Raw genomic sequence first — 23,383 nt, 5'->3', positions numbered from 1 at the left:
CTCAGGCTTCCTGAGGGCAGGCGTCCACGAAAAGCAGGCTGGGTGGCAAGCGATTCACCCGGTCTGCAGTAGCATGAGTTAATGCCGGAAATCCGCGATCTGAACTGCCTGTCTGGTTGTGGGCGAAGGGACTGAGCGGCGTGGGCTGCTCATCTCGTCGATATGGGTTCTTCGGCTCTCGCGCTGTCTTGACACTTTTGTGTGCCGTTTGATGCTGGCGAAAGCAGCCTGCCCTCGTCGCCGCCAGGGGGCTCGGTCGCCGGTAGGGCGCTGGGCAAGGGCGCAAAGCCGTGTTTGGGATCCGGCAGTAGTTGGCAGTTTGTGCCTGGATTGTGAGTCGCCGACTCGCTCCGCAACGTTTTGCCGGAGCGTCCTGGGAACGAGTGGACCGGTCGGCGGTTGGCTCGCGACTAAGTCTTGACCCCAATGCAGGGCAAAAGCGCAAAGCAAGAAGCTGCTCCGTCGATGGAAAACGCTCAACTCTCAGATCGCCATACCCAGATCAGCCAATCCGCTGCCCTTCGAATACTCTGGCGACACCTATCGCCGCTTCGCAGAAGACAGCTTCTCGCTTTGTTTGTCTTGATGCTCACGTCCGCGTCGCTTGAAGCTGTTAGCCTCGGCGCTGTCTTGCCGTTCCTCAGTGTGCTCGCTATCCCTGAGCAGGTCCTGAGCTATCCCATGGTAGGTCAGATTGCACAGTCCCTGGGAACGGCCAGCCCTGACGAACTCGTTCTTCCGTTGACGATTGCCTTTTGCGTGGCTGCGATTGCGGCGGGGTCGTCTCGGCTTCTCCTTCTATGGGCAAATGCTCGACTGTCGCATGCGATCGGTCATGACGTCACAGTCGAGATCTATAGGCGGACGCTCTTCCAGCCCTATCGTGTTCACGCCTTGCGTAACAGCAGCGAGATCATAAGCGTTGTCGCAAAGACCAAAGCGGCCATCGCGACGTTGAACGCAATCCTGAACATGGCGAGTTTCGGGTTGATCGGCCTTTTCGTGATGACTGCGCTCTTCTTGATCGACCCGGGGCTCATTCTGGTTTGCCTTCTTGGGCTCGGTTCGATCTATCTGATCGCAAGCGCAATCGTTCGCAACCGCTTGCGCCGTTACGGAGGACAAGAGGCCGTCCAGCAGACGGTTCGCATGAAGGCCCTCCAGGAAGGCTTGGGTGGCATTCGTGATGTCCTTCTGGATGGATCTCAGGCCGTCTTCACTGCAGTGTTCCGCCGCGCAAACCTCACACTGAATCGAGCGCAAAGCCGCATCCTGTTCCTTTCCCAAAGCCCGCTCTACATCGTAGAGACCATCGGTATGGTCCTGATTGCTGGCCTTGCTTATGTCCTCAGCGAGCAGACAACGGGGTTCGTTGGATCGATTCCGATGCTTGGGGCCCTTGCAATGGCTGCCCAGCGATTGTTGCCGGCGCTTCAGCAGATTTATCGCGGTTGGGCGACAGTCAGGTCGCGCCATGCTTCGCTGGTCGACGTCATCCTGCATCTGGAGCAGCCCATCGGCGAAGAACACGCAGTGGCCAAGCCCCAGGGCCTCAATTTCGAGGAGTCGATTGAGTTCCGCAAGGTAGCCTTCAGCTACCATCACGATGGTCCGATGATACTCCGCGACGTGGACTTTAGAATTCCAAAGGGCGCCAGTGTCGGGATCGTCGGGGTGACGGGCAGTGGCAAGAGCACAGTGCTCGATCTCATGATGGGGCTCCTAGAGCCCTCGGAGGGGGATATTCTGATTGATGATCAGCGCCTTGTTGCGGGCAATCGCCGCGCTTGGCAAAACCTGATCGGGCACGTGCCGCAGTCCGTCTATCTGGCCGATGCCACACTTGCGGAGAATATCGCATTCGGCGTGCCACCGGGCGCTATCGACATTGAACGGGTTCGCGAAGCCGCGCTCTTGGCCCAGATTGCCGAACTCGCAGACTCTAGCCCGGACGGCTACCAGCTGATCATTGGAGAACGAGGGACTCGCCTGTCCGGCGGGCAGAGACAGAGGATCGGGATTGCGCGTGCTTTGTACAAGCAGTCCAAGGTGCTGATATTCGATGAGGCAACCAGCGCGCTTGATACGGTCACGGAGCAGATGGTGATGGACTCAGTTCGGAGCCTCGACCGAACGAAAACCAGCATCCTCATTACGCATCGCCTGGGTACGGTGCGAAACTGCGACCCCATTTTCCTGCTGGAGGGGGGCCGGATCGCTGCCTCCGGCAGTTATGACGAGCTCCTGAAAACAAGCCCAAGATTTCGTTTGATGGCTATGGAGAGCGTCGGGTCAAGAGACCCGAGTAGAGTGGCCGACGGAGGACAGAGCTAGTCTTTTGCGCTGAAAAGGTCTAGCGCCGCTGCGGGATGTATCTAGTCGAAACTATAACCGAACTCCTTGATCTCTTTTTCGTAGAGCCGACCAATCTGCGCGGCTGACTCTGAGTCGTAAAAGTCTTGGTGCCTCTTTTTGGAAACGCCTTCTCTGGTTTGTCTGGACTTCGCATTTGGAAGCCACCCATCCCAGGGAATGGAGAGAGAATCACACAACTGGGCGAACTCGCTCTTCAGTTCTTCGTATCTGATCACGCAATCCACCGCCAGCCTGTTGTCAATTGTGTACATCTCCCAGTTGGAGTGTTGCTTCGGTACGATGCCTGACAGGGACCCTCCTTGAGATAGCGCTTGCACGTACTGGAGGAAGCTCGGTGGGTCACTGATACCTCTCGTTCTCCAGAAATAGTCCGACACAGTCTTCTCCCAAGGGTTTCTCACAACACAGAACTTTGCATAACTGCGCCATTCCGTCGGAAATGCTCTTGAGATCGACAAGGCGGTTGGATGCTGCGGTTTTTCGCCGAGCTTTCGCGAATAGGCCTTCTTGATGGAGCGAGCGACCAACTTTGCATGAAGTTGCCCGCTCAGAAACCTTGACAGAGGAAGGATCAACCCAGATTCCGCCTGCGCTTCAGCATAAATCCGCGCCGTCAGTGGAATTCCATGTGCGACAGTCTCCTGAATCGCGCTGAGTTGAAGGTCGTTGGGGCCAAGGTATTTTGCCAGCGCGACGGCTACGGAACTCCCGCCCGTCTTTCGGCAATGAATGAAGATGAACTTTCTCTTGTTGCTTACGATCATGCCAGTCCTTCGCGCCGTCGCTGATAGCTTCGCAAAGGTTTGCCGGAATGCCCCGGCGGAACCGAGTTGCACATCATCATCGGCTATTACCTCAGCCCGCTCAAGATCGTCGAGGCGGTTTGCCCCGCTGTCCTCTTGGCCGGACCGCCTTTCTGTTCGACTATGACGACGAGTGGGTCCGGGGTGCTACCAAGCGTGCTGATTCCCGGCGCGCAGAAGTGTGGCTCGACGGCATTGGCGCACTATCTTGCGCAGCACCCCGGCTGCACGATTTCCAAACCAAAGGAGCCGAGTTTCTTCTCGAGACTTGGGAACCTCGACGACATGGAAGCCTATTCCGCTTGCTTTCGCGACGCGCAACCTGGAACGGTGTCGTTTGAGGCAAGTACAGGTTACCTCTTTGAACCCTATGTGCCTCCGCGGATTGCGCGTGGTCTCCTGCCGCTCCAACCCAATCTGAAGATTGTTGTTGTGTTGCGTCGTCCCGTCGATCGGGCAATTTCCGCATTTCTCCATCTTCGCAAGCGAATGGATGATCGGCGAGGCATGACGGAGGCACTGGGCGGGTTTCCCAGCCAGCCGGACGATGTGTTTGCCGAGGAGAGCAGACGTCTCGCCGATGCTCTGGCCGTCGGTCTGATTGACGTCGAACGCTATCGACCACGCTATGACGACTATCTCTGGCAGTTTCGCTATGTCGGCAACAGCTGGTATGTCGAGTTCCTACGCCGATACATCGAACTCTTTGGTCGTGAGCGCCTTCACGTTGTCTTTCAGGAAGACCTGCGGGCGGATACAACAACTGCCATGCAGACCGTCGCCGCTTTCCTCGGACTGCCCCCTTACGAGGGCGGTGTTTTACAGGCAGAACAGATCAATCCGACTTTGCTGCTGCCCGGCACCAACGTTTTCAGAAGGTCACCTCGCGGTCCGGTTGGAGCCATTGTGAGGCGTTTTCCCTCTCACATTCTTCCTCGATTCGGACGGCAGGACGGTGGTGGCCTCGCCGACAACGCGGCGGCCCTGCGCGACATTAGGTCGTCCTTGGACGCGGCGCTGTCGCAGCAGTATGAGCAACTATCGGGAGTTATTGGCAGAGACGTGGCTGAGATCTGGAGCTAGCACATGGACAGGGCAGAGCGAACCGGACAATTGAGGAGTTGCCGATGGAGGAAAGCAACAAGCAAAGACGGGTTGGCAAAGAGGTCTGAAGGCTAATGACCGATACCGTCCGCTGAGAAACTCTGGTGTACTAGATCGACGCATGTGGGATCTTGCATCAGCTGCTGCCGTACAGCGCTTCGGCTTGGTTGTCGTCTACCATGGCGTCTTTGAGGAGCCGCCTGAAGAGCTTCGCGGCAATCTCCACAATGTCCCGCCTGAAGCCTTTGCCGCGCAGATAAGCTGGATCGATAAGCATTTTGAGATCGTGACACTCGACGATTTCATGGCGGCCGATTGGGTAGCAGGCAAGGCCGTAATCACATTCGATGATGCATATATCTGTGTGTTTGAGAACGCTGTGCCTCTTCTGAGGGCACGCGGCCTTCCGTTCACGGTCTTCATCAACGGGCGTACTCTCGAGGGACGCCCGTTCTGGCGCGACAAGATTCGCTGTCTCATCAACCACGGTCTTGTCAAGGACTTCATCGCTTTCCGTGAGCACTACAACGGTCTTTCTGATTCCGTTCAGGCATCGGGCTTCTACCGCAGCTCTAAGGCTCCGGGAGTGAACAGCCGCAGGCTCGATGAGGAATTAGATGCCTTTGTTGAGAGCAGAAAGGGCAGCCTCACCTTCGATGCCCTGTCGCACCATATTGCGCGGCCCAGCGACTTGATCGCTGAAGAGGGCGTCACCTATGGCAATCATGGCTACAGCCACTACGTCATGTCCTCCTTGGATCGAGCCGAGCAGAAAGAAGAGATTGAGCGTAACCAGGCTCTCCTAGCCTCTCTCAACCTGCCCTTGACACGAACTTTCGCCTTTCCCTTTGGAGGCGCGCGTGATTTCACCACGACGACGATTGAGCTGTTGCGCGCAACAGGCTATTCAGGGGGTCTTTACAGCCGTAACCGGTTGAACCAGGCGAGTCGGGAAGGCCAGTTCCTCGCCGAGCGGTTCATGCCATCGGCCGACATGGGGCAGTTTCACAAACGGCTGCTGATGGCTTTTTATAGGACACTAAGACCAAGTTCCATCGATGGATAGCACTGGATCAGCGCAGATGATCAAGATCGGCTCGCGGGCGGTCGGCGGCGGTGAAGGCCGCTTCGTTATCGCGGAGGTCGCACAAAGCCACGACGGTTCTCTTGGCTTTGCACATGCGTTCATCGATGCCGTTGCCGACGCAGGTGCGGACGCCGTTAAGTTCCAGACGCATATCGCGGCAGCGGCGTCAACCCAAGAAGATCCCTTCCGCGTCCGGTTTGCGGAGCAAGATGCCACCCGATTTGACTACTGGTGGCGTATGGAGTCACAGCGGAGAAGTGGAGGGGCCTGCGCAACCATACCGACGAGTGAGGTATGATATTCCCGTCCTCCGCCTTTTCGATTTAGGCTGTGGAGTTGGTTTTGACCATTGGCATGCCTACCTAGAAAGTCGGTTTGGGAGAGTTTCGCTCGACCGACTTGATCGCGGTAATGCTCGATACAGGCATCCCTATTCTGGTCAGTGCCGGCGTGGCGACCTGGCAGGAGATTGACGCAGCTTTTACGCCTTCGGAGCAAAGCCGCGGCGCACGCTCTCTTCCAGAGTACTAGCCGCTATCCAACCTAGCTGGAACGGGTCGGCCTCAACATCATCGACGACTTGAGTACCCGTTACAGTTGACAGGTAGGCCTGCCCGATCACAGTGGGCAGCCGCACCTGCGGCTGGCGGCGGTTGCGCGCGGCGCCGACCGGTTGGAGATTCATGTAACCTTCGATCGCCAGCCAACAAAAACGCGTAAGCCGAAGCGCTGACGGAGGTACACAGCGTTTTTCACACTCGATCGGCTCAGGGTGTCAAAGAAGTTCTCCTAGACTCTAGTGGTTGAAGCGGTTGTAGATCGCCGTGCAGGGGGCGCAGCCCGCTGGACAGTCACGCTAACGCGTCCCTATCTTAAGCATATCAGTGCCTCCAGGAAACCTTCAACTGTCGTCAACACGATGCACGCCACGTTGCCCGTGCGGCAAGTATCGTTCGATCCATCAGCAATCCTCATCTCTAAGCCAAACCAGCTACCTTGCAACCTAAGTCCCGGAAAGCTTGAAGCGCAACTCGGCCTTAAGCGAAATCCCCTAGTAGAGTACTGACACTAGACCACGAGTTGGACAAGGCAGGAATGATCCACGCGGTGATCTTCGTGCTGGCCATTGTCAACGACACCAACTCCGCCGAAGTGCCGATCTGCTGCGACTAGTGCGATCTGGCGCAACGCGGCGGATCATAGTCATGTCCGCGAACGCGCATTCAAGAGACGCGACGTGAGAGCTGGGCCAATGCGTAGGCCCAACAAACACCAATGCGTTCTGCAGCTCAGGATCCCCGCTCTGGCGGCGCAGCTTTCGATAGAAGGACGCTTGCTTACGACCATTGTGTAGGCGCTGGAACGCGAGCAGCGCCTCGCGCCCCGCACCTCAGCTGTACGATCTTGCAGAGCTCTGGAGCCTCTGGTCCGGTGCCAGCACGAGGCCGCCCATTCTCGGAGCAATCTCGGGCTACGGCAGGCGTGGGTCGGTCCAGAACAGCCTCAACTGTCTCTGGGGGCTCCGGCATCCTGTGAAGGATCTGGTGGCGTTGTGGCGGCAGTCTGCGGTCTGCCCGCCGCGCTGCGGGGCAGCACCACCACCGATGCCACAGCCGCGCCGCCGATCACGGCAAGCCAATGGCTCTGCCAGAGACCGTAGGCCGTCGCGGCGATGCAGAGGATCGTTATGCACATTCCCTGGCTGCAGACCCGCGCGGCGGTCGGCAGGTGGTCGATGCGGCGTCCGATCAGGTAAAGGATGGCGATCGTCAGCACGGCACCGACGGCGCCCAGTTCCAGCAGGATCTGCAGGGGGCCGTTGTGGGGATGCGATGGTATGACCTTGCGGCTGATGCCGGCCGACTCCGCACCCTCGGTCGGGATCGAGCCGGAAGAGTCGAATCCCCAGCCAATCAGCGGCCGTTCCACGATCCGGTCGGAGACAAAGCTCCAGATGTGCACACGGTAGCGCGCCGTGTTGCTGAGGTACTCGGCCTCATGGAGTCGGGCCTCCTTCATCAGCTTTGCCACCCCCGGGCTGGCCACCAGCGCCAGGACCACCGCTGCAGCCAGGACCAGACGCCCGACCGATCGCCCAAGCCCGGCCAGCGCCGCCGCTACGAGGCCGGCGAAGAGACCGAGAACCGCGGCCGAAGACTGAGAGGAAAGGGCCAACGCCAGTGCCGCCGGGGGCAAGGCGAAGGCAACCGTCCTGTGGCCGAACTGCCAGAAGAGGACGGCCAGCGGCCAGACGAGGATGGCGATGGTGGTGATGCCGCGGTTGAGGCGGGAGTAGGCGATGTAATCGCTCGTCGCCGGACCCTTGAGGACAGTGAAAAGCGGAAACCCGAAAGCGAATTCGATCAGCACAAGTCCGACGGCCAGCCCCAGACCCACCGCCAGGGCCAGGCCGGCTTTGCGGCTTTGCTCGGCACCCATCAGGCCCGCCGCGCCGCAGAGACCGATCATGATCAGAAGCAGAATCCCGACCCGTAGGGCGAGCCCTGCCGCTTCGCCCGGCAGCGGCGTCCAGAAGGAAGCCAGAAGGCACCAGCCGATGAAGAGGCAGACCGCAAGGGTGAGGGGACGGTCCACAAGCTGCCAGGGTCGCTTCTGCGGCCAGACCAGGGCGGCTGTGACGATGCCTGCAATCAGGCTCAGCGGCACCACGGCTTTGGGGGCCAGCAGTCCGAGCACGGGCAGCAGCAGGCAGAACGCCGCCAGAACGAGGCTCAGGCGGTTCAAACGCTGCTGTTCGCGGGGGCTGTCTTGCTTCGGCGTCGTCACAGGGGCCTTTTAGAGCAAAGGCGGCGCCATGAAAACTCCAGGCTTGCCCACAGTCTGCCGGTGCGGCCCGCCGCCTTCTCAGGGAGCAGCCTGGGCCGCCCGCTCCTCCATCTCCCGGCGCAGTTCCTGGCGCCGGGTGACCAGGGAGGCCGCCAGCACCCCGGTGGCGACCAGCCCCACCAGGATCGTGCAAACCGCGTTGATCTCCGGCGTTACGCCCAGGCGGACCTGGCTGTAGATCTTCATCGGCAGGGTGGTGGCGCCGGGACCTGTGGTGAAGCTGGCGATCACCAGATCGTCCAGCGAGAGGGTGAACGACAGCAGCCAGCCGGCGACCACCGCCGGGGCGATGACCGGCAGCGTGATCTGCAGGAAGGTGCGCCCCGGCGGGCAACCCAGGTCCATGGCCGCCTCTTCGATGGAGCGGTCGAAGCTCACCAGGCGCGACTGCACCACCACGGCGACGTAGCACATGGAAAAGGTGATATGGGCGATGGTGACGGTGACGAAGCCGCGGTCCAGCGAAATCGCCACGAACATCAGCAGCAAGGACAGGCCGGTGATGACCTCGGGCATGACCAGGGGGGCGTAGATCATGCCGGAAAAGAGGGTGCGGCCGCGGAATCCGCCGAAGCGCGCCATGATCAGCCCGGCAAGGGTGCCGAGAAAGGTGGCGAAAGTCGAAGCGACCACCGCGACCTTCAGGGTCACCCAGGCAGCGTTCATGAGGCCGTCGTTGCGCAGCATCTCGCCATACCACTTCGTCGAGAAGCCGGCCCAGACCGTGACCAGGCGCGACTCGTTGAAGCTGTAGATCACCAGCAGCGCGATCGGCAGGTAGAGAAAAAGAAAGCCGACCACCAGGGAGGCGATGTTGAACCAGCTCGCGCCCTGCTTCATCGCCTCAGCCCTCCGGCTTCGCCGTCTTTTCCTGCATGCGCTGGAACAGGACGATGGGAACCACCAGCACCAGCAGCAGGATGACGGCCACTGCCGAGGAAAGCGGCCAGTCGCGGTTGTTGAAGAACTCCGACCACAGGGTTTTGCCGATCATCAGCGTCTGCGAACCGCCCAGCAGGTCGGGAATGACGAACTCGCCCATGGCCGGGATGAACACCAGAAAGCTGCCGGCGATGATCCCGGGCAGGGACAGCGGGATAGTGATGACCCAGAAGGCCTTGATCGGCCGGCACCCCAGGTCTGCCGCCGCCTCCAGCAGGCTGAGATCCATCTTCTCAAGATTGGCGTAGAGCGGCAGCACCATAAAGGGCAGGTAGGAGTAGACGATGCCGATGTAGACGGCGATGTCCGTGTTGAGGATCGTCAGGGGTTCCGAAATCAGACCCAGTTGGATCAGGGCGAGGTTGAGAAGCCCTTCCTTCTTCAGGATGCCGATCCAGGCATAGACGCGGATCAGGAAGGACGTCCAGAACGGCAGGATCACCATCATGAGAAGCGCGAAGCGCCAGCGTTTGGGCGCGCGCACCATGCCGTAGGCGATGGGGTAGCCGACCAGCAGCGTCAGCAAGGTCGAGATCAGGGCGATGCGCAGGGACGAGACGTAGGACTTCCAGTAAAGGCTGTCCTCGAGCAGGAAGAGATAGTTTTCCAGGCTGGCCTGAATGGCGATGAAGCCGTCCTCGACGAAGACGAGGAGCGGGGTGTAAGGCGGCTGGGCGACCACAACCTCGGCGAGGCTGATCTTCAAAACGATCAGAAAGGGCGCCATGAAGAAAGCAAGCAGCCAGAGGTAAGGGATCGCGATGACGAGGTTGCGCCCGGAAAAGCCAAGCCGGCTCAGGACGGTCACCAGAATGCGGTAGGGCGGCAGCAGCAGCAGCCTTGCGTGCAGCCCGGAAAAGAAGCCGGTTGTGGCGCCGTCGCCGGGAAGATAGGCGACCTCCCGCCGGGGATCGGGCTTTTTCGCGGACCGCGCCATACCGGGCGGCTCAGCTCAGCAGGACCACGGCCGCGTCGGGAGACCAGGTGAGATAGACCCGGTCCTCCCAGGTGATCGGCCGTTCGATCAGGCGCGTCCGGTTGGCCTGGGTGGCGGTGACCATCTTTCCGCTGTCCAGCTTCACGTGATAGATCGAGAGATTGCCCAGATAGCCGATGTCCCAGACCTCGCCGGCCAGACAGTTGGTCGTCGTATCGGGCGGCGGGTCCGGCGCGATCTGAACCTTTTCCGGCCTGAGCGCAATCCAGACCTGCCGACCGGCCGGCTCGTCGGCGCTGGGGCCCGTCTTGATCATGCAGCCCGCCTCCTGGCTTTGCACCAGAAGGTGGTCGCCCTCGCGCGCACTCACCCGTCCTTCGAGAATGTTCACCTCGCCGATGAAGTCCGCCACATAGCGGGAATTCGGAAACTCGTAGAGCTCGGCCGGCGTTGAGACCTGGACGATCTTGCCGTGGTCCATGACGGCGATGCGGCTGGAAACGGTCATCGCCTCTTCCTGATCGTGGGTGACGATCACGAAGGTGATGCCGGTTTCCTCCTGGATGTTCATCAACTCGAACTGGGTCTGGGTTCTCAGGTTCTTGTCGAGCGCGCCCAGGGGCTCGTCGAGCAACAGCATCTTGGGCTTTTTCACCAGCGAGCGGGCCAGGGCCACGCGCTGACGCTGGCCGCCGGAGAGCTGGTGCGGCTTGCGCCGGGCAAAGGCGTTGAGCTGGACCATCTCGATGACTTCGGCCACCCGGCGCTCGATCTCCGGCTTGGGCACGCCGTCCTGACGCAGACCGAAGGCGATGTTCTTCTCGACATTCATATGGGGGAAGAGGGCGTAGGACTGGAACATCATGTTGACCGGCCGCTGGTAGGGCGGCACGCCGGACATATCCTCGCCCTCCAGCAGGATCTGACCCTCGCTGGGCAATTCGAAACCCGCCAGCATCCGCAGCAGGGTCGTCTTGCCGCAGCCGGAAGGGCCGAGCAGTGAGAAGAACTCCCGCTGATAGATGTTGAGGGAGATATCGTCGACGGCGACGAAGTCGCCGAAACGCTTGGTGACCTGAGAAATCTCGACGTGGGGGCGCTGGTTCGGGTCGTTCCAGGGTTCCCAGCGCTGGCGCGTGTGCGTCGCGCCCGTGCTCTTCGCCGCGCTCTTCGCCGTGCTCTTCACTGCACTTCCGGGTGATCCGGCATCACTCATATCAGAGCCCCCGCCCGCCGATGATCATAGGAAACCCGAGAAAAAGCGGTCCCGCCTCCCCTATGGCGGGACCGCCGGAAGCGTGTTACTGGCCGCTCTTGACCTTGGTCCAGAGCCGCGTCACCACGCGCTGCACCTTCGGTGCATAGGGGGTCGTCGTATAGAGGGTCGCGAGCGCATCGGGCGTCGGATAAATCGCCGGATCGTCGATCACGTCCTCCTCGAGGAACTGCTGCGATGCCTCGTTGCCGTTGGCGTAGTAGACGTAGTTCGACGCCTTGGCCATGACCTCCGGACTCATGATGTAGTTCAGGAAGGTGTGAGCCTCTTCCACGTTGCGGGCGTCAGAGGGGATCGCCATCTGGTCGAACCACATCAGCGCGCCCTCGTTCGGCGCCACGTAGTTGATGGTCACGCCGTTGTCGGCCTCGTCGGCGCGGTCGCGGGCCTGCAGCACGTCGCCGGACCAGCCGACCGCCATGCAGATGTCGCCGTTGGCCAGCGCGTTGATGTACTCGGAGTTATGGAACTTCTGGATGTAAGGCCGCACCGCCGCCAGCACTGCCTCGGCCTTGCGGATCACGTCTGGGTCCTGGCTGTCCGGATCCTCGCCGATGTAGTTCAGGGCGGCGGGGATCATCTCCGTCGGGGCGTCCAGCACGTGGATGCCGCAGTCGGCGAACTTGGAGGACACCTCCGGATCGAACAGCATGCGCCAGGAGTCCACCGGCGCGTCGGGCATCCGCTCCAGGATCTTCTCCTCGTTGTAGCCGATTCCGGTGGTGCCCCACATGTAGTTGATGGAGTAGGCATTGCCCGGGTCGTACTTTGCGGTGCGGTCGGTGACCACGCCCCACATGTTGGTCAGGTTCGGCAGCTTGTCGGTGTCAAGTTGCTGGAACACGCCGGCCTGAATCTGTCGCGCCAGGAAGGTTCCGCTCGGGACCACCACGTCGTAGCCGGTGCCGCCGGCCAGAAGCCTGGTCTCGAGAACCTCGTTGGAGTCGAACACGTCATAAACGACCTTGATCCCGGTTTCCTTCTCGAAATCCTCCAGGATCGACTCGTCGATGTAGTCCGACCAGTTAAAGACGTTGACGACTTTCTCCTGTGCCGCGAGCGGGCCCAGCGGCAGCGCCAGCGCGGCCACGGCGACCGCGGAAGCGAGAAAAGACTTTCTGTTCATGATGGGTTCCCTGTTTCTTGACTTCATGTCAGCACCTTCGGTGCCGTTTTGGGTCCGTTTCGACCAACCTCCCCGTGATATCAAGCCGCACGATAGCGCTTGTCAATGCTTCATCGCGGCGCTGCGCTACGGCCGGGCGCGGCTTCGGCATTCCGGTGGCGGGCGCCCGATCCGACAGGCGGCTGCGGCCAAAAAGAGGCTACAACCCGGAGATGTCATCCGGCTGCCTGACCTTTGCCCTAACTTCGCCGCCTTTCGCGGTCAAAGAACGGTGTTGAGGGTTGAAGTCCAAAGGCGATACGTTAACGCAATCAGATTTGGAAAGGGGTGGCGGCGCCCTGCAAGGACGCTCCTGTGATCCGTTGCGGGCCGAAATCGGACTTTATCGCGGCACCGCACAAATTTGTCACACTGCGAAGGATGCGTTTTAAATTAAGGGCTTGGCTGCCGATTTGGATAAATCTCGCTGCGCACGCGGCGGCGCTGCCCGCGAACGCCATCGCCTTAGGGTTTCGTTAAGATTTTGCGGTTCACGATTAACAGGGTTCCGGTACGGCCGGACGGAACGACGATCAGGAAAACGATAATGAGGCTCCGATACGGGGTCCTGGGGATGGCATTGCTGGGTCTTTCTGCGTGTGCCCAACTGGGGATTCAATTCCCGGCGGCGCAGGGACCGGCACAGGGCTCCGTGCGCCCTGTCTCCTCGGACAAAGCACTGAGCGATCAGGGCCGTTTTCCGACGCGTGCCGAACAGGAAAAGGTGGTCGAACTGAAACCCCCACCGCCCATCCCCAAGCGCAAGCCGGAGGTCACCCAGGCAATGCTGGAGACCATCCGGGAGCCGCAGGCCGACCCGGACGCCCTCGTCGGGCTCGACTTCGAGCGGACCTCGGCCTTGCTGGGCGATCCGGCCCTGTTGATCGAAGAACCGCCGGCGAAGATCTGGGCCTACAATGGCACCAACTGCGTTCTGCATATATTCTTCTATCCGAAGGTTGGCGGCAGCGACTTTCGAGTGCTGACGTACAAGGTCAAAGGCGGAACAGAGGGCGACACCGGCGGCGACGAGGCGCCGGACGAATTTGCCCGCCTTTGTTTGAGCGAGCTGCTGGCTCAGGCCGAGGCTGTACGCGGTGCGCAGGATGGCGCATCCGCGGTGCAGCCGGCGAATGGGACGGCCGGAGGCAGCTAGCGTTGCAAGGAGTGAAGAGCAGGCAACAGTAAGGGGGCGCCAAGAGCGCGAGAGAAATGATGGCTGTGCAGCCGGTCGTGACAGAGACAACTTTCAATCGTGTGTTCATCGTCGATGACGACGATCTTTTCCGGGAATCCCTCGGGCTGAATTTGGCCGAGGAAGGCTACGAGGTCGTGGACTTTGCCAATGGCGAAAGCGCCTTGGAGTTCATGATGTCGGGCGAGGAGGCGGAGGCGGTCCTTCTGGACTGGCGTATGCCCGGTCTGGACGGCCTTGCCGTCCTGCGCCGCATGCGCGAGTGCCGCATCCAGACGCCGGTGATTTTTCTCACCGTGCTCAGCGACGAAATCTATGAGGAAGCGGCGCTGAAGTGGGGGGCGGTCGACTTCATCGACAAATCACGCCGTCTGCCGATCATCCTGCAGCGGCTGAAACTGATCACCGAGGGTGTGAAGCCCTCGGCGGAGGGCGGCGGCCAGACGCCGGCTGTCATCCGCAACGGCCCCCTGGAGCTCAAGACGGATATCTCGCGGGCCTTTTGGGACAGCAAGCAGGTCGATCTGACGCTCACCGAGTTCGCCATCGTCCTCTTCCTGGTGACCCAGCAGGGCGGCGATGTGTCCTATCGGCAGATCTACGACATCGTCCGCGGCAAGGATTTCGTGGCCGGCTACGGGCCCGATGGCTACCGCGCCAATGTGCGGTCCTTCATCAAGCGGATTCGCAAGAAGTTCCGTGACGTCGATGATTCCTTCGACGGCATCGAGAACTACCCCGGTTTCGGTTACCGCTGGCGCGACCAGGCGGGCAAGGGCGGAGCCGCCTAAGGCCATGGTTGCGCGGGTGGAGGGGCCAATGCCGGCAGCGGCCGGCCGGGGTTTTGATCTCGGTCTGCCCTTCCGCTCTCTGGTCAGCAAGCTGGTTCTGCTGCTGATCATCTTCTGTGCCGTGCCGGTCATCCTCTACACCCAGTTCCGCGAGGCCGACGCGGAGAAGCGTTTTCTGCTGATGGAAAGCGTGCGCGAACAGGGCCGTGTGGTCGCCGAAAGCCTGCGGCCGCTCCTGGAACAGCAAGAGGTGTCTTCGCTGCCCCTGTTGAATGACGAGGTCGCGCGCTTCGCCAATCAGCAGACCGGCGTGAAGATCCTGTTCCGGCCGACCGGCGAGTACGGGGCCGAGAGCTTCTTCTTCGTGGCGTCCCAGCCCACCATCGCGCCGACCGAACTGGCCGAGGAGCGGGACCGGCTGGTCGAGCGGGGCGTCTTCGACAATCTTGCCCAGAGTTGCTGGGGCGAGTTGTCGATGGCTCTGCGCCACCGCCGGCCCTCGGGCGAAGAGGAACTGCTGACCTCGATCACGCCGATCAACACCGGCGCCGGCTGCTGGGCGGTGATCACCACCCACTCCACGGCGGAATTCCTCGGTACCTCGATCGATCAGCCGTACTGGAAGACCATCGAGGTGCGCATTGCCGCGGCGATCTACTTCGCCATGGCGATCTTCACCATCGGCCTCTTCGTGTCGATCTGGCGCGGCCTGATGCGGTTTCGCTACCTGGCGCGGAGCATCCGGACCGGCAAGTCGGGTCACGTCAGTTTCGGCAAGCAGAACAGGGTGCCGGAATTGGCCCCGGTCGCCGAGGAGTTCGACCGCATGACCCTGGCTCTGCAGGACTCGGCGGAGAGTATCCGGCTGGCGGCCGAGGACAACGCCCACGCCTTCAAGACGCCGATCGCGATCATGAGGCAGTCTCTGGAACCGTTGCGCCGTCTGGTCGCGCCGGAGGAAGTCCGCGGCCAGCGGGCCCTGGACGTCCTCGAGGTGTCGATCGACCGCCTCGACCATCTTGTGGCCTACGCAAGGCGCCTGGAGGAAACCACCGCCGAGCTTCTCGACCCGCCGCGCCAGCGCATCGTGCTCACCGAGATGGTCGAGCGGATGCTGGCTGCCTACGCGGACACCTTCGCCAGCCGCCGGCTCATCCTCGACGCGCGCCTGCAGGAGGGCGTGGCAGTGCTGGCCGGTGAGGACCTTCTGGAAACCGTGCTGGAAAACGTCATCGACAATGCGGTCGAGGTGTCGCCGCACGGCTCCAAGATCATCGTCGAGCTTCGCAAGGTAAACGACCGTGCCGAACTTTCCCTTCTCGACCGCGGACCCGGGGTGCCGCACGGCGAACTGACGCGGATTTTCGAGCGCTACGTGTCCTTGCGCTCAAAGCCGGCGGGCGATCCCGAGCAGGATGGCGGCGAAGGCAACCCGCATATGGGGATCGGGCTGTGGATCGTGCGTCGCAACTTACAGGCGATAGGCGGCAGTGTGCGCGCGGAAAATCGTCCTGACGGCGGTCTTGCGATGGTGATGCGCTTCCCTTTGGCGGGCTAACCGCACTGCGGTAAATGCCTCTAAAGATTGCGGAAATCTTGCAGTTTCGTCACCTTTTGGCCCGTTCCACGCCACAACTTTGACGCACCGTCTGGTTGTAAGAGCGGCTACTTTGTCCGTGATGCGGAGCAAACAAGGTTCTCATGGATCTGAAAGCGGTCCGGCGCCTTCCACTGTGGCGGCGCAATTGACCGGCCGCGGGAAGGACTATGAGCAGCCAAACAGGGGAAGCGTTCTGACGGCCCCTCCCTTCGGGTTCTCCCCCGAGCTTCCCCTGCGCCGGCCGGGTGGCCCGACAGCCCGGCCGGCACTCTCCGTGCCCGCGAGCATTCTCGACAGCCTGCGCCGCCTGCGCGGTCTTCACGTGCGGCTGTCGCTTTGCTGCGTAAGGTTGCGGCAGGGCTGCGACGGTCGCTTGGCGGTGATCGACGATCCCTATCTGATCGCCGGGCCGAGCCGCGACGGCGCGCTCCTCGTGGTGTTTATCCACCCGCCTGGCGTCAACGACGATGCCCTGGCCGAGCAGGTTCTCTCCCAGCGCCTGCTGGATGCTCTCAGCCGTCAGAAGCTGCCCCTTTGGGCCCTGCGCTACAGCTGCTGGCATTGCGACGCTGCTGCGGTCGACGAGGGAACCGGCAGTTTCGACCTTCTCCTCAGCCAGCCTCTTCAGCCGCTGCGGCCGGCAAAACTGGGCCGCACCGCCTAACCGTTTGGACGCGAACTCTCCCCAGGGCTTCCCGCACTGCGCTCCAGAGCCGGGTACCAGAGGGCAAGGGTGATGGCGCGCGCGGCCATATAGAGCGTGAAGCTCAGCCACAGCCCGTGGTTTCCGAGCCAGGGTACCAGGGCCCAGGACAGTGCCAGAAAGCAGCCGAGAGACAGGAATGCGGCATTGCGCATGGCCGCGGTCCGGGTGGCGCCGATGAAGATGCCGTCCAGCAGGAAACTCCAGACCGACACGAGCGGTGAAAGCACGATCCACCAAAGATAGGTTTCGGCGCTTTCCCGCACGCTGGCGATGTCGGTGAAAACGGCGACGATGGGCGTCCCGGCGGCGGCGAAGACAAGGCTCAGCAACAGCGCCGCGCCCAGGGCCCAGAGGCTGCAGACGACAATCACCTGACGGAAGGTGCGCCGGTTGCGGGCGCCATAGGCACTGCCGGCCAGGACTTCCAGGGCATGGGCCAGGCCGTCGAGCCCGTACGCGACAACGGTCTGCAGCTTCAGGAGGATCGCGTTGCCCGCCAATGTCACGTCGCCGAAGCCCGCGCTCTGGGCCGTGAAGGCGCCCGAGGCCAGCAGCAGGCACAGGGTCCTGAGGAAGATGTCGATGTTGACCCGGAACAGGGCGAGCATGCGGCTGCGCTCCAGCAGGCGCTCGAGATCCCCCCGCTCCAGGCGCCTGCCGAGATGCCGCCAGACCACCGCGAGCCCCAGGGCCGCCGCGCCGACCTCGGCGGCCAGGGTTGCCCAGGCAACGCCGGCCACGCCCCAACCAAACCCCAGCACGAAGACCAGATCGAGCACGATGTTGATCCCGTTCAGAACGATCTGCAGGACCAGCGCGGTCCGGGCGCGCTGCACCCCCAGCAGCCAACCGAAGAGCGTAAAGTTCACCAGGGCCGCCGGCGCGCTCCAGATGCGGATGTCGAAGTAGGTCGCCGCTTCGCCGCTCACCGCCGCGCTGGCGTCGATCGCCCAGAGTGCGAGGCCGCGCACGGGAACTTGCGTGGCGATGATCACCAGGCCGAAGACCAGCGCCAGCGCCAGGGGGCGTAGCAGTGCGGCGCGCAGTTCATCCCGGTCGCCGGCACCGTAGGCCTGGGCGGTGAAGCCGGTCGTCCCCATGCGCAGGAAACCGAAGCTCCAGAACAGGAAGCTGAAGATCAGGCTGCCGACCGCCACGCCGCCGATGAAGCGTGGATCGGGAAGATGGCCGACCACGGCGGTGTCGACGATGCCGAGCAGCGGCGTCGTCAGGTTGGCCAGCATGATGGGCGCCGCCAGCCGCCAGATCCGGCGGCTCCAGTCTCCCGAGTCATCGCCGGGTCTCGGCCCGGGGGCTTCGGTGTTTTGAGAGTGCCGAGGGTCCCTGGGGGCAGCCGGCTTGGGATCGGAGGGCTCGTCCATAGGGTTCCGCGGCTGCAAGGGGAAGGGCGGGGGAAGGCGCGACGCCGATGATAGGGCAGGGCCCGGCTGAACAAAACTCCGCCGGCCCCTTCCTCTTGCTGATGGCCGGCGGCCGGCACCGAGGGCATGGGACCGGGGTACCCGGCCGGTGGATTGAGCCGGGGGCATAGGACCCGAGGCTTCCGGGGTCGGGGGCGTCTGACGGGCGATTCCCCAGGCGCCCGGCTTGGCGCGCTGATCAGTTGTCCCTAAGATGCTGCGCCGCCGTATGGCGGTGTGCAATCAGCAAGAGGTCCAGGGGCAGATGGCGATTGAGCATCCGTATCTATTGTTTCTCGGCGACGCGCCGGATCAACTGGCGGCCAAGACCGCCCAGGGCATCGCCCACTGGCGCCCTGACTGGTGTGTCGGGCAGTTCCGCCTGGAGGGCTGTCAGGCGGATCTCGGACTGCCGGACCTCAGTTTGGAGGCTGCCAGGGAAGCAGGCGCGAAGACCCTGGTCATCGGCGTTGCCAATCGCGGCGGGGTGTTCTCCGAGGCCTGGGTATCGGTCCTCGAGCAGGCGTTGCTGCTGGGCTTCGACCTCGCGGCCGGGCTGCACAACCGCCTCGTCGACGTTCCGGTCCTGAAGGCAGCGGCAGAGCAGCACGGCCGCCGCCTGTTCGACGTGCGCCATCCCGACCGCGAGTTCGCGGTGGCCAGTGGCAGCAGGCGGCCGGGCAAGCGCCTGCTCGCCGTGGGTACGGATTGTTCGGTCGGGAAGATGTACACCACGCTTGCCATCGAAAAGGACATGAAGGCGCGGGGCTTGAAGGCTGATTTCCGCGCCACCGGCCAGACCGGCATCCTGATCGCCGGCGAGGGGGTCTCGATCGACGCCGTGGTCGCCGACTTCATCTCCGGAGCCGTGGAGTACCTTTCGCCGGCCAACGACGACGATCATTGGGATATCGTCGAAGGCCAGGGATCGCTGTTTCATGCCTCCTTCGCCGGCGTGTCCATGGGCCTGCTGCACGGCAGCCAGCCCGATGCCCTGGTGCTCTGTCACGAGCCAACCCGCCAGCACATGCGCGGCCTGCCGGACTTTGCCCTGCCCGGCCTGCAGGCCTGCATCGACGCCAACCTCGCCGCCGCCCGGCTGACCAATCCCGAGGTGCGCTTCATCGGCATTGCCGTCAACACCTCGCAGATGCCCAGCGAGTCAGTTGACGCCTACCTGCGGGATCTTGAGACGGAGTTCGGGTTGCCCGCTGTCGATCCGTTCCGTGACGGGGTGAAGCCCTTGGTCGACAGGCTTTAGCAGCTCGCGTTCGGGTGGCCCTCATGATCGATCTCAAGGTTTCCGCAGAGGCCTGGCCCATCCGCGGCAGCTTCACGATCTCGCGCGGCACCAAGACCTCGGCGGACGTGGTGCTGGTGGAACTCAGCGCAGGCGGCAAAACCGGGCGCGGCGAGGCGGTGCCCTATACCCGTTATGGCGAGACCATGGCGGACGTGATCGCTGACATAGAAGGACTGCGCCCGCGGCTGGCCCGGGGTCTCGACAGACTTGGCTTGCAGAAGATCCTGCCGCCGGGTGCGGCGCGCAATGCCGTCGACTGCGCCTTCTGGGACCTCGAGGCCAAGCAGGCCGGTCATCGCTACTGGGAACTGATCGGTGCCGCCGAGCCCGGCCCGGTGACCACGGCCTATACGCTCTCCCTCGATACGGTCGAGAACATGGCCAAGGCAGCGGCGGCCAACGCCGCGCGTCCGCTTCTGAAGCTGAAGCTGGCCGGCCCGGAGGACATGGCGCGGGTGGTGGCGGTCCGCGAGCAGGCGCCCGAAGCGCGCATCGTCGTTGACGCCAACGAAGGCTGGTCGGCGGCGGACTACGTCCAGCTGGCGCCGCAGCTGGCGGTGCTCGGCGTTGAGATGATCGAACAGCCGCTGCCGGCTGGCGAAGACCAGGCGCTTGGCGGCATGAAGCGCCCCGTGCCGGTCTGTGCCGACGAATCCTGCCACGACACCGCGACCCTGGCGCAGCTCCAGGGGCGCTACGACATGGTCAACATCAAGCTCGACAAGACCGGCGGCCTGACCGAGGCGCTGAAGCTGAAGGCCACCGCCGAGGCGGCGGGTTTCGGCATTATGGTGGGCTGCATGGTGGCAACCTCCCTGGCCATGGCGCCGGCGGTGATCCTGGCTCAGGGCGTGCCGGTGGTCGATCTCGACGGGCCGCTGCTGCTCGCCAAGGATCGCGATCCGGCGCTCAGGATTGTCGACAGCCAGGTCTTCCCGCCAGAGCCGTCTCTTTGGGGATGAACGCCGCCAGCAGCCAGGGTGCCGGCAATCTCCCTGGTGTGTTCTCGTTGCAGGCTGCCTCTGCCGGCCTTCTGGCTGCGGTGGTGGGCTTTGTCAGTTCTTTCGCGGTTGTCTTGCAGGGCCTCGACGGGATCGGCGCCAGCCCGGCCCAGGCGGCCTCCGGCCTGATGGCGCTTTCCCTCGCGATGGGGCTCTGCAGCATCCTGCTGAGCCTGAAGACAAGGTTGCCGGTCAGTGTCGCCTGGTCGACCCCGGGGGCGGCCCTGTTGGCGACCACGGGTCCGCAGGACGGCGGCTTCGCCACGGCGGTCGGTGCCTTCATGGTCTGCGGCGGCTTGATTGTTGCCGCCGGGCTTTGGAAGCCGCTGGCCCGCTGGATTTCAGCCATCCCGTCGCCGCTGGCGAACGCGATGCTGGCCGGTGTCCTCCTGACCTTCTGCCTGGCTCCGGTGCAGGCTGTCGTCGAGGGCCCGGCTCTTGCGCTGCCGGTGGTCCTGGCCTGGGCCCTGGTCTGGCGTCTCAACCGGCTCCTGGCCGTTCCTGTCGCTTTTCTGGTGGCGGTTGTCGTCATCCTCCTGACCAGCGATCTTCCGGATCTGCGGGCCGCGCAGTTCCTGCCGCAGCCTGTGCTGGTCGTTCCCGAATTCTCGCTGCCGGCCCTCATCGGCGTCGCCCTGCCGCTGTTCATCGTCACCATGGCGTCGCAGAACATCACCGGTGTTGCGGTGCTCAATGCCAATGGCTACCGGCCCGCGCCCGGTCCTCTGTTCGCGACGACCGGTTTCTTCAGCGTCTTGGCAGCTCCCTTTGGCGGGCACGCGGTGAACCTGGCAGCCATCACGGCCGCCCTCTGTGCCGGCCCCGACGCTCACGCTGATCCGCGAAGACGCTACTGGGCGGGTCTGGTGTCCGGCATGTTCTACGTGATCTTCGGGTGCCTGGCTGCTGCTATTGCGGCCTTCGTGTTGAGCCTGCCAACCTATCTGATCATGGCAGTCGCGGGCTTGGCGCTTCTCGGACCCTTCGCCGGAGCGTTGAGCGAGGCCCTTAAAGAGACTGAAGATCGCCTGGCCGCCATCGTGACCTTTGTGGTCACGGCTTCCGGGATTTCGGTCTTCGGCGTCGGCAGTGCATTCTGGGGCCTTCTCGCAGGCCTGGCGTTCTTCGGCCTGACCCGCTGGCGCGCCGGACCGGACGCGCGATAATCAGGCCGTCGGGCCGACGAAGGGCCAGGTCGGGCGCAGTGCAGCAAGATCTGGCGAGGCCGGATGGAAGATCCATATTGTAACGACCGTACTGTAGGATTGATTGTGGCTTTCTTTCAAAACTCTGTCTGATAGTGCATGCACCGTCATATCGACATCTACTGCGAACGGGTGGGAACGGCGTTTTGGGCGGAACCGCTCAATGCCGTCAGCAACCTGGCTTTTATCATTGCCGGGCTGCTGCTGGTTCAGGTGCTCAGGCGCGAGGATCCGGCGGTCCGGCGCGATCCCGCCGTTATCGCGCTCGTAGCCCTCGTTTTCGCTATCGGCATCGGCAGCGGCCTGTTTCACACCTTCGCCGTCGTCTGGGCGGCCCTGACCGATGTCATTCCCATCGCGCTCTTCATCCTTCTTTACATGTATGTGGCTCTGCGCCGCATGATTGCCCTGCCGTTTTGGACCTGCATCTTGAGCCTCCTCGGCGTTCTGGCGCTCGTCTCCGCCATGCCGATCCTCTTCGGCTTCAGCCTGCCCACCTATGGCGTGGCGCTCACGGCCATGGTCGTGGTGGGCGGATTCCTGCACTTCGTCCGCAGCAATCCGGCGGGCATGCCGATTCTCCTTACGGCCGGCATCTTCGCCGTTTCACTGACACTGCGCACCATCGACCTGCCGCTCTGCGACGTGCTGCCCATCGGCACTCACTACTTCTGGCACATCCTGAACGCTGTGGTCCTCTATCGCCTCGCCCGCATTGCGATGCGTCATGGCCGGGTCGGCTCCGCCGTGGTACCCGCAGGCCAGACGCCTTGAGTGCTTTGGCGCCCTAACCTGAGTGCTTGGGCGCCTAAACCGCCGAAGTGCTTTGCGGGGATTGCGGGAGACACAGTGTGAGCAGGCCGGAACTCATTACAGTAACGCCGGAGACCGTGGAGAAGACCGGCTTCTTCTGCAAGATGAGCGCCCGCAAGGAGGCTGGCTATCAGCGCAAGCTGGCCTGGCTGAAGGCGCGCTTTGACGAAGGCCTGCAGATGCGCCTGCTCGGCGACGGGGAGCGCGGCTTCATCGAGTTCATTCCCGGCGATTTCGCCTGGCGGGCCATCCGCAAGGCCGGCGACTACCTGGTGATTCACTGCCTCTGGGTGGTCGGCCGCAGCAAAGGCAAAGGCCACTCAACGGCGCTGATCGAAGAGGCGCTGGCGGTGGCGAAGGCTGGCGGCTTCAAAGGTGTCGCCGCCGTCACCAGCAGCGGCAACTGGCTGATCGACGCCGGCATTCTCGCCCGCCACGGTTTCGAGTCCGTTGCCAGCACAGCGCCCGGCTTCGACATCATGGTCCATAAGCTGGACCCCGAGGCGCCGGATCCGGTGTTTTGCGGCGGCTGGCGGAAGAAGCTGGAAGCACTGCCCGGCGGCGGCAGGGGCCTCACCGTGTTCCGCAGCGACCAGTGCCCCTATCTCGACAACGCCGTCCGGATTGTCGCGGACTATGCGGCGGACAATGGGCTGGCGTTGCGCGAGATCGAGATGACCAGCGCCAAGGAGGTCCGCCGGCTCTCGCCGACCCCTTACGGAGTCTTCGCCATCGTCAAGGACGGCGAACTCCTGGCCTATCACTACCTCTCGCCCAAGGAACTGGCGAAGCGCTGCGGGCAGTGACGGCG

The 23,383-nt window shown here is 62.8% G+C and carries 22 protein-coding genes; 14 read left to right on the top strand and 8 right to left on the bottom strand.

Annotated features, from left to right (window positions below):
* Positions 1-465: 465 nt before the first annotated feature.
* A complete protein-coding gene (locus tag ACO06P_RS07235) occupies positions 466-2,334 on the top strand; it encodes an ABC transporter ATP-binding protein (protein WP_420349330.1) in 1,869 nt (622 codons plus the stop codon).
* 41 nt (positions 2,335-2,375) lie between these two features.
* Here ACO06P_RS07235 and ACO06P_RS07230 read toward each other — a convergent pair whose 3' ends face one another.
* Positions 2,376-3,140 carry a hypothetical protein gene (locus ACO06P_RS07230; protein ID WP_420349329.1) on the bottom strand — a complete coding sequence of 255 codons (765 nt, stop codon included), beginning with the start codon at positions 3,138-3,140 and terminating at the stop codon, positions 2,376-2,378.
* A 66-nt stretch (positions 3,141-3,206) separates the two neighbouring features.
* Between ACO06P_RS07230 and ACO06P_RS07225 the strand changes: the two genes are divergently transcribed.
* From ACO06P_RS07225 to ACO06P_RS07215, 3 genes are all read left to right on the top strand, one after another.
* Positions 3,207-4,262: a sulfotransferase domain-containing protein gene (locus ACO06P_RS07225; RefSeq protein WP_420349328.1), complete on the top strand. Its 1,056-nt coding sequence runs from the start codon at positions 3,207-3,209 to the stop codon at positions 4,260-4,262.
* Positions 4,263-4,404: 142 nt separating this feature from the next.
* A complete protein-coding gene (locus ACO06P_RS07220) occupies positions 4,405-5,349 on the top strand; it encodes a polysaccharide deacetylase family protein (protein ID WP_420349327.1) in 945 nt (314 codons plus the stop codon).
* 16 nt (positions 5,350-5,365) lie between these two features.
* Positions 5,366-5,668 (top strand): hypothetical protein, encoded by a 303-nt coding sequence (locus ACO06P_RS07215; protein ID WP_420349326.1) that lies wholly within the window; start codon positions 5,366-5,368, stop codon positions 5,666-5,668.
* A gap of 183 nt (positions 5,669-5,851) precedes the next feature.
* On the opposite strand, the gene ACO06P_RS07210 is transcribed toward ACO06P_RS07215, so the two are convergent.
* Positions 5,852-6,055, bottom strand: coding sequence for a hypothetical protein (locus tag ACO06P_RS07210; RefSeq protein WP_421938180.1), 204 nt, complete (start codon positions 6,053-6,055; stop codon positions 5,852-5,854).
* Here ACO06P_RS07210 and ACO06P_RS07205 point away from each other — a divergent pair.
* The gene (locus ACO06P_RS07205) at positions 6,014-6,103 is read left to right on the top strand and encodes a hypothetical protein (RefSeq protein ID WP_421938199.1); all 90 of its coding nucleotides are present in this window, start codon (positions 6,014-6,016) and stop codon (positions 6,101-6,103) included. The genes ACO06P_RS07210 and ACO06P_RS07205 overlap by 42 nt on opposite strands.
* A 770-nt stretch (positions 6,104-6,873) precedes the next feature.
* Here ACO06P_RS07205 and ACO06P_RS07200 read toward each other — a convergent pair.
* The 5 genes from ACO06P_RS07200 to ACO06P_RS07180 form a co-directional block, all read right to left on the bottom strand.
* Positions 6,874-8,157 (bottom strand): O-antigen ligase family protein, encoded by a 1,284-nt coding sequence (locus ACO06P_RS07200; RefSeq protein WP_420349325.1) that lies wholly within the window; start codon positions 8,155-8,157, stop codon positions 6,874-6,876.
* A 78-nt stretch (positions 8,158-8,235) separates the two neighbouring features.
* Positions 8,236-9,057: an ABC transporter permease gene (locus ACO06P_RS07195; protein ID WP_420349324.1), complete on the bottom strand. Its 822-nt coding sequence runs from the start codon at positions 9,055-9,057 to the stop codon at positions 8,236-8,238.
* Positions 9,058-9,061: 4 nt separating this feature from the next.
* On the bottom strand, positions 9,062-10,096 hold the full coding sequence (locus ACO06P_RS07190) for an ABC transporter permease subunit (RefSeq protein WP_420349323.1): 1,035 nt from the start codon (positions 10,094-10,096) through the stop codon (positions 9,062-9,064).
* Positions 10,097-10,106: 10 nt separating this feature from the next.
* Entirely contained in the window at positions 10,107-11,282 is a 1,176-nt protein-coding gene (locus tag ACO06P_RS07185; protein WP_420349322.1) for an ABC transporter ATP-binding protein, read from the bottom strand.
* A gap of 115 nt (positions 11,283-11,397) precedes the next feature.
* Complete coding sequence (locus tag ACO06P_RS07180) at positions 11,398-12,498, bottom strand: polyamine ABC transporter substrate-binding protein (RefSeq protein ID WP_420349321.1); 1,101 nt, start codon at positions 12,496-12,498, stop codon at positions 11,398-11,400.
* A 613-nt stretch (positions 12,499-13,111) separates the two neighbouring features.
* Between ACO06P_RS07180 and ACO06P_RS07175 the strand changes: the two genes are divergently transcribed.
* The 4 genes from ACO06P_RS07175 (at position 13,112) to ACO06P_RS07160 (ending at position 16,787) form a co-directional block, all read left to right on the top strand.
* Positions 13,112-13,693: a hypothetical protein gene (locus ACO06P_RS07175; protein WP_420349320.1), complete on the top strand. Its 582-nt coding sequence runs from the start codon at positions 13,112-13,114 to the stop codon at positions 13,691-13,693.
* A 77-nt stretch (positions 13,694-13,770) separates the two neighbouring features.
* The gene (locus tag ACO06P_RS07170) at positions 13,771-14,523 is read left to right on the top strand and encodes a response regulator transcription factor (protein ID WP_420349319.1); all 753 of its coding nucleotides are present in this window, start codon (positions 13,771-13,773) and stop codon (positions 14,521-14,523) included.
* Between the two features lie 28 nt (positions 14,524-14,551).
* Positions 14,552-16,081, top strand: coding sequence for a sensor histidine kinase (locus tag ACO06P_RS07165; protein ID WP_420349318.1), 1,530 nt, complete (start codon positions 14,552-14,554; stop codon positions 16,079-16,081).
* Positions 16,082-16,397: 316 nt separating this feature from the next.
* Positions 16,398-16,787, top strand: a complete 390-nt coding sequence (locus ACO06P_RS07160) for a hypothetical protein (protein ID WP_420349317.1) — start codon at positions 16,398-16,400, stop codon at positions 16,785-16,787.
* Here the strand turns inward: ACO06P_RS07160 and ACO06P_RS07155 are convergent.
* Positions 16,784-18,073: an MATE family efflux transporter gene (locus tag ACO06P_RS07155; protein ID WP_420349316.1), complete on the bottom strand. Its 1,290-nt coding sequence runs from the start codon at positions 18,071-18,073 to the stop codon at positions 16,784-16,786. The two genes, ACO06P_RS07160 and ACO06P_RS07155, sit on opposite strands and share 4 nt — an antisense overlap.
* 442 nt (positions 18,074-18,515) lie before the next feature.
* On the opposite strand from ACO06P_RS07155, the gene dgcN reads away from it, so the two are divergent.
* From dgcN to ACO06P_RS07130, 5 genes are all read left to right on the top strand, one after another.
* Entirely contained in the window at positions 18,516-19,511 is a 996-nt protein-coding gene (dgcN, locus tag ACO06P_RS07150) for an N-acetyltransferase DgcN (protein WP_420349315.1), read from the top strand.
* A 23-nt stretch (positions 19,512-19,534) separates the two neighbouring features.
* Positions 19,535-20,515 carry an N-acetyl-D-Glu racemase DgcA gene (dgcA, locus tag ACO06P_RS07145; RefSeq protein ID WP_420349314.1) on the top strand — a complete coding sequence of 327 codons (981 nt, stop codon included), beginning with the start codon at positions 19,535-19,537 and terminating at the stop codon, positions 20,513-20,515.
* Positions 20,512-21,720, top strand: a complete 1,209-nt coding sequence (locus tag ACO06P_RS07140; RefSeq protein ID WP_420349313.1) for a benzoate/H(+) symporter BenE family transporter — start codon at positions 20,512-20,514, stop codon at positions 21,718-21,720. Before dgcA ends, ACO06P_RS07140 begins: the two co-directional genes overlap by 4 nt.
* 138 nt (positions 21,721-21,858) lie before the next feature.
* Positions 21,859-22,533, top strand: coding sequence for a ceramidase domain-containing protein (locus tag ACO06P_RS07135; RefSeq protein ID WP_420349312.1), 675 nt, complete (start codon positions 21,859-21,861; stop codon positions 22,531-22,533).
* Between the two features lie 77 nt (positions 22,534-22,610).
* Positions 22,611-23,378, top strand: coding sequence for a hypothetical protein (locus ACO06P_RS07130; RefSeq protein WP_420349311.1), 768 nt, complete (start codon positions 22,611-22,613; stop codon positions 23,376-23,378).
* Positions 23,379-23,383 lie beyond the last annotated feature (5 nt).

This window comes from Pelagibius sp. (assembly GCF_965227505.1).
Classification (GTDB): Bacteria; Pseudomonadota; Alphaproteobacteria; order Kiloniellales; family Kiloniellaceae; genus Pelagibius.
The sequence above is the reverse complement of the archived record's forward strand: the minus strand, read 5'-3'. Positions and strand labels throughout refer to the sequence as shown.

Excerpts from the sequence above, each read along its gene's own strand:
- ACO06P_RS07155 (WP_420349316.1), bottom strand. The coding sequence starts at position 18,073 with ATGCTGGCCAACCTGACGACGCCGCTGCTCGGCATCGTCGACACCGCC.
- ACO06P_RS07230 (WP_420349329.1), bottom strand. The coding sequence starts at position 3,140 with ATGATCGTAAGCAACAAGAGAAAGTTCATCTTCATTCATTGCCGAAAG.
- ACO06P_RS07165 (WP_420349318.1), top strand. The coding sequence starts at position 14,552 with ATGCCGGCAGCGGCCGGCCGGGGTTTTGATCTCGGTCTGCCCTTCCGC.
- ACO06P_RS07220 (WP_420349327.1), top strand. The coding sequence starts at position 4,405 with ATGTGGGATCTTGCATCAGCTGCTGCCGTACAGCGCTTCGGCTTGGTT.
- ACO06P_RS07140 (WP_420349313.1), top strand. The coding sequence starts at position 20,512 with ATGAACGCCGCCAGCAGCCAGGGTGCCGGCAATCTCCCTGGTGTGTTC.
- ACO06P_RS07195 (WP_420349324.1), bottom strand. The coding sequence starts at position 9,057 with ATGAAGCAGGGCGCGAGCTGGTTCAACATCGCCTCCCTGGTGGTCGGC.
- ACO06P_RS07175 (WP_420349320.1), top strand. The coding sequence starts at position 13,112 with ATGGCATTGCTGGGTCTTTCTGCGTGTGCCCAACTGGGGATTCAATTC.
- ACO06P_RS07180 (WP_420349321.1), bottom strand. The coding sequence starts at position 12,498 with ATGAACAGAAAGTCTTTTCTCGCTTCCGCGGTCGCCGTGGCCGCGCTG.
- dgcA (WP_420349314.1), top strand. The coding sequence starts at position 19,535 with ATGATCGATCTCAAGGTTTCCGCAGAGGCCTGGCCCATCCGCGGCAGC.
- dgcN (WP_420349315.1), top strand. The coding sequence starts at position 18,516 with ATGGCGATTGAGCATCCGTATCTATTGTTTCTCGGCGACGCGCCGGAT.
- ACO06P_RS07235 (WP_420349330.1), top strand. The coding sequence starts at position 466 with ATGGAAAACGCTCAACTCTCAGATCGCCATACCCAGATCAGCCAATCC.
- ACO06P_RS07135 (WP_420349312.1), top strand. The coding sequence starts at position 21,859 with ATGCACCGTCATATCGACATCTACTGCGAACGGGTGGGAACGGCGTTT.
- ACO06P_RS07210 (WP_421938180.1), bottom strand. The coding sequence starts at position 6,055 with ATGAATCTCCAACCGGTCGGCGCCGCGCGCAACCGCCGCCAGCCGCAG.
- ACO06P_RS07215 (WP_420349326.1), top strand. The coding sequence starts at position 5,366 with ATGATCAAGATCGGCTCGCGGGCGGTCGGCGGCGGTGAAGGCCGCTTC.
- ACO06P_RS07190 (WP_420349323.1), bottom strand. The coding sequence starts at position 10,096 with ATGGCGCGGTCCGCGAAAAAGCCCGATCCCCGGCGGGAGGTCGCCTAT.